Annotated in this window: 18 protein-coding genes and 2 tRNA genes; 16 read left to right on the forward strand and 4 right to left on the reverse strand. The window is 68.8% G+C overall.

Features of this window, described 5'->3' with window-relative positions; translation table 11 throughout:
• Positions 1-103 precede the first annotated feature (103 nt).
• The 6 genes from F6W70_RS12620 (at position 104) to F6W70_RS12645 (ending at position 4,631) form a co-directional block, all read left to right on the forward strand.
• Positions 104-192, forward strand: a tRNA-Ser gene (locus F6W70_RS12620).
• Between the two features lie 102 nt (positions 193-294).
• Positions 295-1,917, forward strand: coding sequence for a sodium-dependent transporter (locus F6W70_RS12625; protein ID WP_055869823.1), 1,623 nt, complete (start codon positions 295-297; stop codon positions 1,915-1,917).
• Positions 1,914-2,048 (forward strand): methionine/alanine import family NSS transporter small subunit, encoded by a 135-nt coding sequence (locus F6W70_RS12630; RefSeq protein ID WP_082524373.1) that lies wholly within the window; start codon positions 1,914-1,916, stop codon positions 2,046-2,048. The genes F6W70_RS12625 and F6W70_RS12630 overlap by 4 nt, the downstream gene beginning before the upstream one ends.
• 111 nt (positions 2,049-2,159) lie before the next feature.
• Entirely contained in the window at positions 2,160-3,026 is an 867-nt protein-coding gene (locus F6W70_RS12635; RefSeq protein ID WP_151486908.1) for an AraC family transcriptional regulator, read from the forward strand.
• 106 nt (positions 3,027-3,132) lie between these two features.
• Positions 3,133-3,768: a GyrI-like domain-containing protein gene (locus F6W70_RS12640; protein ID WP_151486909.1), complete on the forward strand. Its 636-nt coding sequence runs from the start codon at positions 3,133-3,135 to the stop codon at positions 3,766-3,768.
• Between the two features lie 62 nt (positions 3,769-3,830).
• Positions 3,831-4,631 carry a DUF1206 domain-containing protein gene (locus tag F6W70_RS12645; RefSeq protein ID WP_151486910.1) on the forward strand — a complete coding sequence of 267 codons (801 nt, stop codon included), beginning with the start codon at positions 3,831-3,833 and terminating at the stop codon, positions 4,629-4,631.
• 19 nt (positions 4,632-4,650) lie between these two features.
• Here the strand turns inward: F6W70_RS12645 and F6W70_RS12650 are convergent, their stop codons facing one another.
• Positions 4,651-5,298 carry a LysE family translocator gene (locus F6W70_RS12650; protein WP_017828038.1) on the reverse strand — a complete coding sequence of 216 codons (648 nt, stop codon included), beginning with the start codon at positions 5,296-5,298 and terminating at the stop codon, positions 4,651-4,653.
• A gap of 76 nt (positions 5,299-5,374) precedes the next feature.
• Positions 5,375-5,767 (reverse strand): nuclear transport factor 2 family protein, encoded by a 393-nt coding sequence (locus F6W70_RS12655; protein ID WP_151486911.1) that lies wholly within the window; start codon positions 5,765-5,767, stop codon positions 5,375-5,377.
• A 90-nt stretch (positions 5,768-5,857) separates the two neighbouring features.
• Here F6W70_RS12655 and F6W70_RS12660 point away from each other — a divergent pair, with 90 nt between their 5' ends.
• From F6W70_RS12660 to F6W70_RS12695, 8 genes are all read left to right on the forward strand, one after another.
• Positions 5,858-6,238, forward strand: a complete 381-nt coding sequence (locus F6W70_RS12660; protein ID WP_055876892.1) for a winged helix-turn-helix transcriptional regulator — start codon at positions 5,858-5,860, stop codon at positions 6,236-6,238.
• A 43-nt stretch (positions 6,239-6,281) separates the two neighbouring features.
• Complete coding sequence (locus F6W70_RS12665; protein WP_127481787.1) at positions 6,282-7,589, forward strand: aminotransferase class V-fold PLP-dependent enzyme; 1,308 nt, start codon at positions 6,282-6,284, stop codon at positions 7,587-7,589.
• Entirely contained in the window at positions 7,586-8,020 is a 435-nt protein-coding gene (sufU, locus tag F6W70_RS12670; RefSeq protein ID WP_017828042.1) for a Fe-S cluster assembly sulfur transfer protein SufU, read from the forward strand. The genes F6W70_RS12665 and sufU overlap by 4 nt, the downstream gene beginning before the upstream one ends.
• Before the next feature lie 16 nt (positions 8,021-8,036).
• Complete coding sequence (locus F6W70_RS12675; protein WP_127481788.1) at positions 8,037-8,978, forward strand: GNAT family N-acetyltransferase; 942 nt, start codon at positions 8,037-8,039, stop codon at positions 8,976-8,978.
• Between the two features lie 59 nt (positions 8,979-9,037).
• Positions 9,038-9,679: an NADPH-dependent F420 reductase gene (locus F6W70_RS12680; protein WP_151486912.1), complete on the forward strand. Its 642-nt coding sequence runs from the start codon at positions 9,038-9,040 to the stop codon at positions 9,677-9,679.
• Positions 9,680-9,803: 124 nt separating this feature from the next.
• On the forward strand, positions 9,804-10,457 hold the full coding sequence (locus tag F6W70_RS12685) for a GntR family transcriptional regulator (protein WP_017828045.1): 654 nt from the start codon (positions 9,804-9,806) through the stop codon (positions 10,455-10,457).
• Between the two features lie 110 nt (positions 10,458-10,567).
• Positions 10,568-10,813 (forward strand): hypothetical protein, encoded by a 246-nt coding sequence (locus tag F6W70_RS12690; protein WP_055869848.1) that lies wholly within the window; start codon positions 10,568-10,570, stop codon positions 10,811-10,813.
• The gene (locus tag F6W70_RS12695; protein WP_151486913.1) at positions 10,810-11,673 is read left to right on the forward strand and encodes a hypothetical protein; all 864 of its coding nucleotides are present in this window, start codon (positions 10,810-10,812) and stop codon (positions 11,671-11,673) included. The genes F6W70_RS12690 and F6W70_RS12695 overlap by 4 nt, the downstream gene beginning before the upstream one ends.
• Positions 11,674-11,696: 23 nt before the next feature.
• Here the strand turns inward: F6W70_RS12695 and F6W70_RS12700 are convergent, their stop codons facing one another.
• Positions 11,697-12,536, reverse strand: a complete 840-nt coding sequence (locus F6W70_RS12700) for an SDR family NAD(P)-dependent oxidoreductase (RefSeq protein WP_151486914.1) — start codon at positions 12,534-12,536, stop codon at positions 11,697-11,699.
• A gap of 130 nt (positions 12,537-12,666) precedes the next feature.
• Here F6W70_RS12700 and F6W70_RS12705 point away from each other — a divergent pair, with 130 nt between their 5' ends.
• Together F6W70_RS12705 and F6W70_RS12710 are read left to right on the forward strand one after the other, a co-directional pair.
• Complete coding sequence (locus tag F6W70_RS12705) at positions 12,667-13,251, forward strand: hypothetical protein (RefSeq protein ID WP_017828049.1); 585 nt, start codon at positions 12,667-12,669, stop codon at positions 13,249-13,251.
• Between the two features lie 64 nt (positions 13,252-13,315).
• Positions 13,316-13,388 (forward strand) — tRNA-Arg (locus F6W70_RS12710).
• Between the two features lie 57 nt (positions 13,389-13,445).
• Here F6W70_RS12710 and F6W70_RS12715 read toward each other — a convergent pair.
• The gene (locus F6W70_RS12715; protein ID WP_017828050.1) at positions 13,446-14,381 is read right to left on the reverse strand and encodes a LysR family transcriptional regulator; all 936 of its coding nucleotides are present in this window, start codon (positions 14,379-14,381) and stop codon (positions 13,446-13,448) included.
• Positions 14,382-14,449 lie beyond the last annotated feature (68 nt).

Below are 14,449 nucleotides of genomic sequence, written 5' to 3' on the forward strand. Positions count from 1 at the left end.
GGTTGCGCGTCGGCCAGAAGGAGAGTCCCGAGGGCTGGTTCGTCACCGCTCGTCTGACCCGTTATGATGGCTAGGTGCATCCGTGCTTTCGGGTCGGATGCCTGGAGACGTCGCATAGTCCGGCCGAGTGCACCACCCTGCTAAGGTGGAGTCCCCTCACGGGGACCAGGGGTTCAAATCCCCTCGTCTCCGCACAAGAACCCCCGCTCAGGCGGGGGTTTTCTCGTTGGTTCCTGCGCGGGGGAATCCGGTGTCGAGTGCGAATCGGGCCTGCCCTCGGGTAGTCTCGCCCGCATGGCAACCGCAACGACGCAGACCCACAAACGCGAGGCGTTCAGCTCGCGGAACGTGTTCATCCTCTCGGCGATCGGCTCCGCGGTCGGCCTCGGCAACATCTGGCGGTTCCCCTACGTCGCCTACGAGGGCGGCGGCGGTGCGTTCCTGATCCCGTACCTGTGCGCCCTGCTCACGGCCGGCATCCCGCTGCTGTTCTTCGACTACGCGATCGGTCACCGTTTCCGCGGATCGGCACCGCTGGCGTTCCGCCGCATGCACCGTGCTGCCGAGCCCCTCGGCTGGTGGCAGGTGCTTATCTGCGTCGTCATCGCCGTCTACTACGCGGTGATCATCGCCTGGGCGGCCATGTACACCTGGTTCTCGGCCCAACTCACCTGGGGTGCGGGCAACGAGAACGACTTCTTCTTCATCGACTTCCTGCGCTCGGCCGACGTCGCCGAGGTGGGCGTGTCCACCGAGTTCGTGCCGCAGGTCGGCATCCCGCTCGTCGTGGTCTGGCTGATCGTGATCGTCATCATGGCGCTGGGCGTCAAGCGCGGTATCGGCCGGGCGAACATGATCCTGATGCCGTTGCTCACCATCATGTTCGCGATCCTCGTGGTGCAGTCCCTGTTCCTCCCGGGTGCGATGGACGGCCTGAACGCGTTCTTCACCCCGAACTGGGAAGCTCTGGCCGATCCCGGGGTCTGGGCATCCGCCTACGGCCACATCTTCTTCTCGCTCTCCGTCGCCTTCGGCATCATGGTGACCTATTCCTCCTACCTGAAGCGCAAGACCGATCTCACCGGCTCCGGACTCGTCGTCGCGTTCGCGAACTCGGGCTTCGAGATCCTCGCCGGGATCGGTGTCTTCGCGGCTCTCGGCTTCATGGCGCAGGCGCAGGGCACGGAGGTCGCCGGCGTCGCATCCTCCGGCATCGGACTCGCCTTCATCGCCTTCCCGACGATCGTGTCGCAGGCAACGGGCGGGTCGATCATCGGCGTGCTGTTCTTCGGGGCACTGGTGTTCGCCGGTGTCACCTCTCTGATCTCGATCCTCGAGGTGATCGTGGCCGCGCTGCAGGACAAGCTCGGCTGGGCTCGGGTGCGCACCACGCTCACGGTCGCGATCCCGCTGGCGATCATCTCGATGGCACTCTTCTCCACGACGACGGCCTTGTCGGTGCTCGATACGGCGGACGCCTTCGTCAACTCCTTCGGCATCATGGCGGTCGCGCTGGTGGCCGTGATCATCGTGGCCTGGCTGCTGCACAAGCTGCCGGTGCTGGTGGAGCACCTGAACCGGCGCTCGAGCTTCCGTGTGGGGACGATCTGGAAGGTGCTCGTCGGCGTTCTCGCGCCGGTGGTGCTCGGATACCTCTTCATCAGCGAACTGATCGCCAAGACCTCCGAGCCGTACAGCGGCTACCCCGGCTGGTTCCTCGCGATCTTCGGCTGGGGGATGGTCATCGCGCTGGTCGTGCTGGCTCTGATCCTGTCGGCACTGCCGTGGAGCGGGCGCTCGCACGCGAAGGACGATCCCGAGTACGACGAGTTCCTCTCGAAGGAAGAATACGAACCGGATGCGGAGACCTCGGCGATCCCGCTGATCGACACGACCACGAAGGGAGCCGGCGCATGACCACGACAGCGATCGTCATGATGATCATCGCGATGGTCACGGTCTGGGGCGGCCTGGTCGCCGGGATCGTGAACCTCGCGCGCCATCCCGAGGAGTCGGAGACCGAGCCCGCGCCGCCCGTCGAACTCTGACGGCGATCGAACTCTGACGCCGATCGAGTGCGTGCGCTGATCGCATCGGACCGCAGAAGTCGGGTCGCGATGGGTACGCGACGGTGACGATGGTGAGGAAAGGAGGACCTCATGATCGGCACGCTGAACGCACTGATCGACCTGGTCGACGCGGGAGACCCGGGCCAGGAGATCGACGTGGCCTCGTTCTCGCATGAGCACGGGACCACTGAGTATCACCTGCGCCGGATGTTCTCGGCACTCGCGGGCATGCCGTTCTCGGAATACGTGCGTCGTCGTCGGATGACCCTCGCCGGGGCGGAGCTCGCTGCGGGCGCCGCGAGTCTGCTCGACGTGGCCGTGCGCCACGGGTACGGGTCGGTCGAGGCATTCGGACGCGCGTTCCGGGCGGTGCACGGCATCAGTCCAGCCGATGCGCGCCGTGACGGGGGTCCTCTCCGCACTCAACCCACGCTCCGGTTCCGCCTGAGCGTCGAAGGGAGAATCCCCATGGACGTCACCATCACCCACCAGCCCGCGCTCGTCCTCGTCGGCCACGCCGCCGAGGTCCCGTTGATCCACCAAGGCGTCAACCCGCACATCCAGGCGCACATCGCTGCGATCCCGTCCCAGGAGCATGCGCGGCTTAAGGATTTCGGCGACGCCGAGCCGTCGGGGATCCTGGCCGTCACCGCTGACATCGAACCGGACGCGCCGGAGGACACGCTGCTCACCTATCTGCATGGCGTCGCACTGCAGAGCGCCACTCCCGTTCCGGACGACCTCGACTCCCTCCATCTCGAAGCCGGCTCCTGGGCGGTCTTCGCCGCCCGCGGCCCGTTCCCCGAGACGCTGCAGGATCTGTGGGCCGCCACAGCGACCGAGTGGTTCCCGTCGAACCCCTGGCGGCTGCGTCCCGGCCCCTCGATCGTGCGCTACCTCGAGTTCTCAGGGGACTCCGCGTCGTGTGAGCTCTGGCTTCCGGTCGAGCACGGCTGACGCTCGGCCGGGGGCGGGTGGGCATCCGCGCACCACCCGCCCCCGCCTCGCCGCCCCATGTCCGCCCCCCGTGCGACACTGGGCGCACGGACCAGGGAGGCACATCATGGTGGCCATCGACCCCAAGAAGACACTCGACGCGTATCGGGCGAAGCGGGGGGAGTTCCGCATCGTCGAGGTGCCGCCCCTGCAGTACCTGATGATCGACGGTGCGGGGGATCCGAACACCTCGCCCGCCTACAGGGACGCGGTGTCTGCCCTGTTCCCCGTGGCGTACGCGTTGAAGTTCGCGAGTCGGAGCGAGCTCGGCGTCGACACCGTGGTGATGCCCCTCGAAGGGCTCTGGCATGCACCAGATATGGAGTCGTTCACCTCCCGGCGCGACAAGTCGGCATGGATGTGGACGTCGATGATCATGGTCGGCGACCACATCACCGCGTCGATGTTCGCGCACGCTGTGGAATCCGTGGCGCAGAAGGCTGCGAAGAAGAAGGAGCTGATCCCGGCGCTGGATGCGGTGCGGCTCGAGACGCTCGAGGAGGGGACCTGTGTGCAGACGCTGCATGTGGGTCCGTTCGACGACGAGGGGCCGGTGCTCGACGACCTCCACTACCGGTTCATTCCCGAGAACGGTCTGCAGATGCGAGGACGCCACCACGAGATCTACCTGAGCGATCTGCGTCGCACCGTCCCTGCGAAGCTGCGCACGATCCTCCGGCAGCCGGTGACGCGGGGCGTCTGAGCGGTGGGAGCCGGGAACGCAAGCCCCTCCGCGGCCTCCCGCACGACGGATACGCTTCAACGATGAGCACGGTCAAACACGTGGCGCGCGTCGCCAAAGGGTCCTCCGCATTCCGGCGGATCGCCCGTGCCGGATTCGTCGTCCTCGGCCTGATCCACGTCATCATCGGGTCGATCGCGATCTCCATCGCCGCCGGCGCCTCGGGCGACGCCGACCAGGACGGTGCGATGGAGCAGATCCGCCAGAACCCGGTCGGAGGACTGCTGCTCGTCTTCGTCGCGGCCGGTCTGATCGCGCTGGCCGTATGGCAGATCGCGAGCGCGTTCCTCGCCGCCGATCCGGCCGAGACCAAGAAGTGGGGTCAGCGCGTCAAGCTCTTCGGCATCGCCCTCGCCTACCTCGTGGTCGCCGGCATGGCGCTCATCTACGCCGTGGGCGGCAACGCCGATTCGGAGACGGCCTCGAAGACCCTGAGTGCGATCCTCCTCTCGGCACCGGGAGGGGTCGCACTGCTCGTCGTGGTCGGGCTCTCCGTGGTCGGAGTCGGGGTCGGATTCGTCGTGGGCGGATTCACCCGCGGCTTCGAGAAGCTGCTCGATCTGCCGTCGGGGGCCGCGCGCGGCGGCATCGTGACGCTGGGGGTGATCGGCTACTTCGGCAAGGGCGTCGCGGTGGCCGTGACCGGGGTGCTCTTCGTCGTGGCTGCCGTCACCCAGGACCCGGAGAAGGGCGCAGGGCTCGATGCCGCCCTGCACAGCCTGCTCGAGCTGCCCCTCGGTGGACTCGTCCTGGGAGCGGTGGGAGCGGGTTTCGTGGTGTACGGCGTCTTCTGCATCGCTCGGGCCCGCTTCGCGCGCATGTGACCGCGACCTCCGAGAGCGCTCAGGCGGTCGCGGGCTTCTCGCTCCACACCAGCAGGAAGGCTCCGAGCGCGATCATGAGTCCTCCGCCCGACGCGCCCATCGCCTCGATGCGTCCAGGCGAGCGGCCGAACCAGTCGCGGGCGGCGCTCGCGAGGAGCACCCACACCGCATCGCAGGTCACACCGATCGTCACGACGATCGCCCCGAGCAGGAAGAGCTGCGCGGGAACGGACCCGGCATCCAGGTCGACGAACTGCGGCAGGATCGCGAGGAAGAACGCGATGGACTTCGGGTTGGTCACCCCGACGACGAAGCCTTCGGCGAACAGCCGCCAGCCCGAGCGTCGCGTGGGTGCCGATGCCATCGCTCTCGCCGCGTCCTTGCGGTGACGGATGGCCTGGATGCCGAGGAAGATCAGGTACCCGGCGCCGAGCACCTTGACGATCGTGAACAGCACGACCGACTGCGCGATCACCGTCCCGACGCCGAGCGCCACGGCCACGACGAGGAGGATGGACCCGACCGCCGTGCCCAGGATGCTGAGGAAGCCGCCCATCCGCCCGAGCGCCATCGCCCGCCCGATGGTGAACAGCACGGTGGGCCCGGGGATCACGACCATGACGAAGGCTGCGACGACGAAGGCGAGCAGCGTGTCCTGGGCGATCATGGGATGAGCCTAGACGCGGAGGCACCGGACGGTCGAGCTCCCGACCGTCCGGTGCCCGCGACCAGCGGCCGCTCGATCAGGCCGTGCCCCAGAAGCGGTCCTCGGCCTCCTGGTCCTCGCTCATCAGCCAGACCTCGGCGATCCGGCCGTCGGCGACCCGGAACACGTCGACCCCGTGCTGGTCGAGATTCTCGTGCCCCTCGCGCTGGGCGCGGAAGCGCACCGTGGCCGAGACGAGGCTGCCGCTCTCGGTCGCCGATTCGGTTTCGAGTGCGAACGTGCCGCCGCTCAGCTGCATGAAGCGACCCAGGTGCGCGAGGATCGCGTCCGGTCCGACATGGTCCCCGGACACCTGGTTCGCCCCCGGCTGGTGCCAGACGGCATCCGGATGGAAGGTCGCGGCCAGCGCTTCCATGTCTCCGGCGGCCATGGCCGCACCGTACTGTCCTACGACGTCGATAGCCGACATGATGCTCCTTCTCGATGGGTCGGTACTGTGGAGCATCCAGCGTCTCGACAGCGGCGCGGTTACTTCAACGTCACCCGGAAGGAGCGGCGAATGTCGAGCACGTGGACAGTGTTCTCCGCCAGCTGCCCCTCGCGCGCCTCGCTCGCGCGCATCGCGAACAAATGGACGGCGATGATCGTCGTGCTCCTGCACGAGCAGCCGTTGCGCTTCGGCGAACTGCACACCCGGATGGACGGGATCGCGAAGAAGGTGCTCGTCGACACGCTTCGTGCTCTCGAACGCGACGGGATGCTGGATCGCGCGGTCGGCCAAGACGGCCATTCGCGCTACCTGCTCACCCCGCTCGGACGCACCCTGTACGAGCCGCTCCAGGCTCTGCAGGTCTGGGCCGAGTCGCATGTGGAGGATGTGCGCGAAGCGCAGGACCGCTACGACGAGGTCGCCGACGCGAAGATGCTCGACGGGCACTGACCGCCTGCGCCCACCCGTCGCCCACAGGTGGGAAACTGGAACGATGAGCGTTTCTCCCGGTGTCGACGTGATCGCCCCCTTGAACGAGGCCGAGGTGCGGCGCATCCGCGGGGACTTCCCCATCCTGGGTGCGCGGGTGCAGGGGCATCCGCTCGTGTACCTGGATTCGGGAGCGACGTCGCAGCGACCGACCGCGGTCCTCGACGCCGAGCGTGACTTCGCCACTTCCTTGAACTCCGCGGTGCACCGCGGTGCGCACACGCTCGCGGCCGAGGCCACAGAGCTGTTCGAAGACGCGCGCGCCGCCGTCGCCCGGTTCGTGGGAGCCGCCGACGACGAGATCGTCTGGACCTCGAATGCGACCGAGGCGATCAACCTCGTCGCGTACTCGATGTCGAACGCGTCGCTCGGGCGCGGGGGAGCCGCCGCCGAGCGATTCCGGCTCCGCGAGGGCGATGAGATCGTGACCACCGAGATGGAGCACCACGCGAATCTCATCCCGTGGCAGGAGCTCGCTGCACGCACCGGTGCGACGCTGAAGGTCATCCCCCTCGACGACGACGGCGCTCTGCGGCTCGACGCCGCGGCCGAGCTGATCACCACGCGCACTAAGCTCGTCGCATTCACGCATGTCTCGAACGTGCTCGGAGTGATCAACCCCACCGATCAGCTGGTGGCCCTCGCGCGGGAGGTCGGTGCCCTGACCCTGCTCGACGCGTGCCAGTCCGCGCCGCATCTGCCCCTCGACGTCCGCGCCCTCGATGTCGACTTCGCCGTGCTGTCGGGCCACAAGATGCTCGGCCCCACCGGTATCGGCGCCCTCTACGGTCGCCGCGAGGTGCTGGCAGCCCTGCCGCCGTTCCTGACGGGCGGGTCGATGATCACGACGGTCACCACGACCGAGGCCGAGTACCTTCCGCCGCCGCAGCGCTTCGAAGCCGGCACACAGCGCGTCTCGCAGGCGATCGCGCTCGCCGCGGCTGTCGGCTACCTGACCGAGGTGGGGATGCCGCGCATCGCCGCGCACGAGGCGGCCTTCGGTCGCCGACTCGTCGACGGGCTGAGCGCGATCGACGGGGTACGCGTGCTCGGCGCCGGAATCGATCTTCCCCGTGTGGGCCTGGCGAGCTTCGACGTCGAGGGCATCCACTCGCACGATGTGGGGCAGTTCCTCGACGACCTCGGCATCGCCGTGCGCGTCGGCCACCACTGCGCGCAGCCGTTGCACCGACGTCTGGGCGTGACCTCGTCCACCAGGGCGAGCACCTACCTGTACACGACCGATGCCGAGGTGGACGCCGTGATCGAGGGCGTCGCCGGAGCGATCGACTTCTTCCGGAGGGGCGCATGAGCGATCTGCAGAACCTGTACCAGGAGCTGATCCTGGACCACTCGCGCACGCCGCACGGCTACGGACTCCGCGAGGAGATCCCGGCGCAGTCCCACCAGCTGAACCCGACCTGCGGTGACGAGATCACCCTCCAGGTGCATCGCGACGCCGACGGCAGCGTCGAGGCGATCGCCTGGGAGGGCCACGGGTGCGCGATCTCCCAGGCCTCGGCCTCCCTGCTGGCGGAGCTCGCCGAAGGACTCAGCGTCGAAGACCTCGAGGTGCGCATCGCGGCATTCCGTGAGGCGATGCGATCCCGCGGCAAGATCGAACCCGACGAGGAGCTGCTCGGCGACGCCGCGGCCCTCGGCGGAGTGTCGAAGTACGTCGCCAGGGTCAAGTGCGCCATGCTCGCCTGGGTCGCCGCAGAGGACGCGTTGACCCGCAGCTGAGGTGCAGGATGGAGGCATGCCCCTGCACCTGACGCCTCTGCCCGCCGCGCGCTTCGACGAGTGGAGGGCGGCGTCGCGGCAGCGCCTCATCGACGGCAACAGGCGCTCGGGACGACGCCTCGGCGCAGACGCGGTCAGCCACGTCGAGCACACCTTCGACGAGCTGTTCCCCGAAGGCGTCGCGACATCGACGGCGTGGGTCGCGAGCATCGTGGACGATGCGGATGGCGAGCTCGGAACGCTCCTGCTGGCCCTGAACGGTCAGAAGCTGCTCCTCCTCGACCTCGTCTTCGAGACGACGTCGACCGATGCCCGGCGCGACGATCTTCTCCACAGCATCCTGCAGATCGCCCGCGACAGGGGCGCGACGCAGATCGCCATGCCGCTCTTCCCGCAGGACGCGGCCGCACGGGCATTCGTCGAGGGACGCGGGTTCGAGGTCGCCTCGATCCAGATGGTGCTGGAGCCGCTTCCGGTGCGCGAGGTCGCCGGGCACGTCGATGTGCGGCCGATGACCGCGGAGCGCTTCCCCCGTTTCGTCGCCGCGTCGGAGGAGGGTTTCGCGCACGACCTCGTCGAGTCCGGCCGGTACACGCCGGAGGAGGCCGCCGCCGAGTCGCATCGTCAGATGCGGGCGGAGCTTCCGGACGGACTCGACACCGAGGGGCAGGAGCTCTTCACCGCCACCGTCGCCGGCACCGAGGTCGGCATCCTCTGGTTTGGCATGCGTCGGCGCGACGGCCGACCGCAGGCGTTCATCCTCGACATCGAGGTGGCGGCGGATCAGCGCCGCAAGGGGTACGGGCGCGAGCTGATGCACGCCGCCGAGCGCGAGGCCCGCCGGCTCGGCGCGGAGTCGATCGGGCTGCACGTCTTCGGCTTCAACGAGGGAGCGGTCGAGCTCTACGAACAGCTCGGCTACCGGCGCACCGAGGAGAGCCTGCTGCGCGACCTCTGATCCGCGGTCACGAGACGACTCGACGGGAATAGCCGCGCGCGCCTGACGTTGGTCCCCACATGACAACTCTCGGAATCATCGGTGCAGGACACATCGGCAGCCAGGTCGCGCGCGTGGCGATCGCGAACGGCTACGACGTGGTGATCGCCAACTCCCGCGGGCCGGAGACGCTCGCCGATCTGGTCGCCGAACTCGGCCCCAAGGCTCGGGCGGCCACCGCGCAGGAGGCCGCTGCCGCTGCCGACGTCGCGGTCGTCACGGTGCCGCTCCGCGCCATCGACGACCTCCCCGCCGAGCAGCTCGCCGGCAAGATCGTCCTCGACACGAACAACTACTACTTCGAGCGGGACGGCCACATCGAGGCCCTCGACAAGGGCGAGACGACGACGTCGGAGCTGGTGCAGCGCGCCCTCCCTGACTCGAAGATCGCGAAGGCGTTCAACCACATCTTCGCTTCGGAGATCACGTCCGACGGCACACCTGCCGGCACCCCAGATCGTCGCGCACTGGCCACGGCCGGTGATGACGCGGAGGCCGTCGCCTTCGTGACCCGCTTCTACGACGAGGCCGGATTCGACACGGTCAATGTGGGGCCGCTGAGCGATTCCTGGCGAGTCGAGCGAGACCGTCCCGCCTACGTGGTCCGGCAGAACGCCGAGGAGCTCACCGCGAACCTCGCGATCGCGAACCGCCTGCCCTGAGCACCGGTGCGGCGGGGGAGGCGGAGAGCTCCCTCGCCGCAGGGCCCGCACCCACGCGACCCTTGGGATACCAAAAGTTGAGGAACACCGCCCGGAGTGCGAGAATGCCCAGATGGCGGGGGCTATGGCAGCAGGCGGCGAACTCGAGTCGGTGAGAGTCACGCGCGTCCTTCGCGACGACATCATCCTCGGGCGGCGCAGACCGGGAGCACGGCTCGTCGAGCGCGATATCGCGGCGGAGCTGAACGTCTCCCGGCTCCCGGTTCGCGAAGCCATCCGCACGCTCGTGGCCGAGGGGATCGTCGTCGCACGCCCCCGTACCTGGGCGGTCGTGCGGGAGTTCACCCACCGCGACATCCAGGACTTCGCCGAGGTGCGCGAGGCCATCGAGACGCTGATCTTCGTCTTCGCGGCCGAGCGGCACGATGAGGCCGGGATCGCCCGCATCCGTGGAGCCTACGAACGCGAACTCGAGGCCGCCCGCGCCGAGGACTCCGAGGCGGCCAGGGTCGCCGCGGCGGAGTTCCACGAGATCGCCGTCGAGCTCGCGGCGAACGAGATGCTCGGCGAGCTCATCGCCGTCTTCCTCACGCGTCTGCGCTGGTTGTTCGGACAGCACGACGACCTGCTCGCGATGGCGGACGAGCACCGCATCATCCTCGAGGCGATGACGGCGCGCGACACCGAAGCGCTGCGTCGGATCGTGCCGGCGCACTTGGCCAGCGGACAGTCCGCAGCCGAGCGGCGTCTCGCCGAGCGCGGCGATCTGAGCGCCTGACCCGTCGGGCCCACCGTCTCTCGCGGTCGGGGGACTGCAGAGACGGCTCCGGTTGTATATTGGGGCGATCGGAGTCGGTCCGGAACTGTTGCGCTGTCCTGGGGAGCGAGATGCGGAATCTTGCTGTCGCTGTCGGATGCCTCCTGCTGGTCGGTGGGATCTCGCTCGTCGTGATCGCCGACCAGGAGCGTCTGGAGTCGATCGCCGCGGTCAAAGCGGAGATCGTGAGGATCGAGCGCGCGCTGGATGAATCTCGCGGCGAGAACCTGGAGCTCGCAGAGAAGCTCACAGCCCTTCGCTCGCAGCTCGCTGATCAGGACGCGGACATCGCCGACACGACGGGATTCCTGCCGTGATCCGGCGCGTGCTGGCTGTCACGGTCGCGGCCTCCGTGCTGCTCGTCGGGGGGATGGTCGGCAGAGCCGACGCTCTCGAGAACGAGAGATCGGCAGTCATCGCGCAGCTCGAGGCCCTGAACGACCGATATCACGACGCCACCCAGCGCACCGACTACCTCGACGCCGCCGTCGGCCGCGCGGAGCAGGACACCGCAGAACGTGCCGCGGTCCTCGCCCTGCGCCCGGCCTTCCTCGCCGAACTGCAGGCGCTGACCACCGCGCTCCAGGGGGCGGAGGGGCGGGTGGACACGGCCACGCATCGCGCCGCCGCACTCTCGGCGCAGCAGACCGTGGTCGCAGAGAAGGAGAACCCCGACACGGTCGCCGCGGCCACGGCCACCGTCCACGCGCTCGCCGAGAAGGTGGGCACCGAGGTCGCCTCGTGGCAAGCGGCTCAGAGCTCGGGCCCCGGTGGGCCGGCATGGTCGTCGAGCGGCCCGGACGGGTATGCGCGGGTGCGGGCAGCCCTCGACCTCGTCGGGGGCGGGGGCGTCGGACTCTACGAGTCCTCGTCGTGCGCGGGCGGCAACGCCCCGGCGTGCGCCAACAGCAACGGATACATCAAGTACCGCGCCGACATCGTGAACTGGAGCGACGGTCGGCTGAACTGGGCCATGGCGCACGAGCTCGCGCACATCTATCAGTTCCGCGTGTGGGGCTCGCTCACGTCGTCCGGAGCCTACGGGGCGCTGTTCGGCAGCGACCCCGAGTTCCTCGCCAACTGCATGGCCGTGGTGCGGGGGTACCCCGGATCGGTCAGCTGCGACGGCGAGCAGCAGGCCTGGGCCTCGGGCATCTGGGTGGGCGCCGTCCGCTGAGCGGAGTCGCTCACAGGCCCGGATCAGTCCGCCGGTGTCGTCGTGTCGATGGCGGCACGCAGCGGCCGCCGCATCACCCGCCAGTACGACGACGGCGCGACGCGGGTGAGCACATCGATCAGGCGGGCCTCGCGTCCGACCATGGTGCGCGCGGAGCGTCGTTCGGTCGCCCGGACGATGCGCGCCGCCGCGTCCGCGGGCTCGGTGTGGTACATCCGGGCCTGCGCGGCGGCGGCGCGGGCGGCCACGGCCGGATCGATCGCGGCGGCGTACCGCCCGTGCAGGATGATGCCGGTGCGCACGCCCGCGGGGTAGACGGCGCCGACGCTGACCGAGGTGCCCTCCAGCTCATGCCGCAGTGCCTCGGAGAAGGCGCGCACGGCGAACTTGCTCACGGCGTAGGGGATGCGTCCGGCGGGGGCGGCGAGTGCGTAGACGCTGGCCAGGTGCGTGATATGCGCGGCCGGAGCTGCGCGGAGCGCGGGGAGGAGTGCCTTGGTGATCGAGACCGTGCCCCACAGGTTCACATCGGTGAGCCAGCGCATCTCCTCCATCGTGAGCTGGTCGATGTCGCCGAGCATCGATGATCCGGCGCACGTGATCAGGGCGTTGATGCGTGGGTGCCCCTCGGCGATGCTTGCGGCGGCGGCGAACACGGCGTCGTCATCGCGCAGGTCGACGATGTGCGTCGTCACGTGGGCGTCGGTGAGTTCCGCGGCGATGGTCGCGAGCGCCGCGGCGTCGTGATCGATGAGCGCGAGGTGCGTTCCTCGACCGGCGAGCAGACGCGCGATGCCGGCGCCCATCCCGTTGGCGGCTCCGGTGATCACGGTGGTGCTGCCGGTGAGGTCGAGGTGCTTCATGTGGCTCCTGCGGCGCGCGATCCGGGTGCGAACCCGCGGATGTCGGATGGGTGGGGCAAGCTGATTCCGAACCATTCTGGCCGACACCGGGCCGCAGTGATACCGGTACGCTCAAGGAGAGGAGGTACCGGTGGGACGGACAGCGGATGCCATCGCCGAAGGCGTTGCGATCGCGACCGCTGCTGCGCGCCTCGCGGTGAAGAATCACATCCTCATCGGCACCATCGCCGAAGACGGTGTCTTCGACATGGACAAGTACATCGACGATGCGCGTGAGGCGCTTCGCGCCATGGCCGAGGAATCGGAAGAGGCTGCGGCCACCGTCACTGCCCTCCGCAAACGCGCGAGAGGTCGGCACTCCGATCCGGTGGGAACGCACGACTATCGCGACCGCGATGTGCGCAACCTCCGCCGTCGGGCCAAGCAGTCCACCGGTGTGGCCGTGCGTCTGCGCGAGATCATGCAGGACCGCGAGCGGCTCGCCGAGATCGTCGAGGAGGCGAGAGACGCCGCCTGGGCCGACGTGCGCCACAACCTCGACCGTCGCCTGCGCGTCGAAGGCATGCGTCCCGATCAGGATCCCGACTACAACCGCATGCGCGAAGCGCGTATGCAGGCGCTTCGGCTCGTCGATCTGCAGGCGCTCTCGTCGGAGCAGAGAGCCAAGGCCAAGCGGCGGAAGAAGCAGCAGAAGGCGGCCTCGGCCGACGAGTGAGGCCTCGTTTCGCTTTCCCGTCGCGACTGTTGTAGGCTGTTCTACGGCCCGCTGAGCGGGCTGGGCGCCCGTAGCTCAATGGATAGAGCATCTGACTACGGATCAGAAGGTTAGGGGTTCGAGTCCCTTCGGGCGCACACTGTGTTGAGACAGTGACGAAACGGCTTCCACTTCGGTGGGGGCCGTTTCTGCGTTCAGAGCAGGCTCGTGATGGCCGGGTCGCGGTGCGCGACCTCAGCGGCCGTGGCGACGATGACCTCGCGGATCGCGGCGACGGCGACGGCAGGGGTCACATCCGCACGGTGGGCGAGGCTCACGGTGCGGGTCATCATCGGATGCGTCAGTCGAACCGACCGCAGGGCGGGCCGATCGAGCAGCACCATCGCCGGGACCACCGCGACACCGACACCGCGCTCGACGAAGCGCAGCACCGCATCCATCTCGGCGCCCTCGAGCACGTGGGTGGGCCGGAGCCCCTCCGAGCGGAAAGCGGCATCGGTCGTCGCACGGAGCTCGTAGGTCTCGTCGAGAGCGATCAGCGGGAGCGTGGCGAGGTGGGCGAGGCTCATCGCGGGCATGGTCGAGACCGGCGGCTCTGCGGCGGCGGAGATCACGACGAGCTCTTCGGCGAGCAGCGGGGTGCGCGTGAGGCTGAAGCCCGAGGGCGGTGGGCCGTCGGATTCGGTGATGAGGGCGATGTCGACGGCGCCGACGGCGAGCTGTTCGACGAGCCGGCGGGAACCGCTCTCGGTCAGATGCAGATCGACGCCCGGATGACTCGCGTGGAAGGAGCGGATCGCCTCGGCGACCAGGCTGATGCAGAGCGTGGGCGGCGCACCCAGGCGTACGCGTCCGCGGCGGAGTCCTGCCAGCTCGCCCATCTCGTCGCGGATGGCATCGGCCTCGGCGAGCATGCGCTGTGCGCGGGGGAGCAGCGTCTCGCCCGCAGCCGTGAGGGCGATGTGGCCGCGTGCGCGGTGGAACAGCTCGGCGCCGAGCTCGCGTTCGAGCGTCGAGATCTGCCGGCTCAGCGACGGCTGTGCCAGGTGCAGGTGCTCGGAGGCGCGGGTGAAGTGTCCGAGACGCGCGACCTCGACGAACCCGCGGAGCTGCTCGAGGTTCATGGCCATAGCCTACCCGCATCGTTTCCAGTCGAACTATGCATTGGAGTTATTAGGATCGCCTAACTAGCGTGGAT

The sequence above is a fragment of the Microbacterium maritypicum genome, assembly GCF_008868125.1.
Lineage (GTDB): Bacteria > Actinomycetota > Actinomycetes > Actinomycetales > Microbacteriaceae > Microbacterium > Microbacterium maritypicum.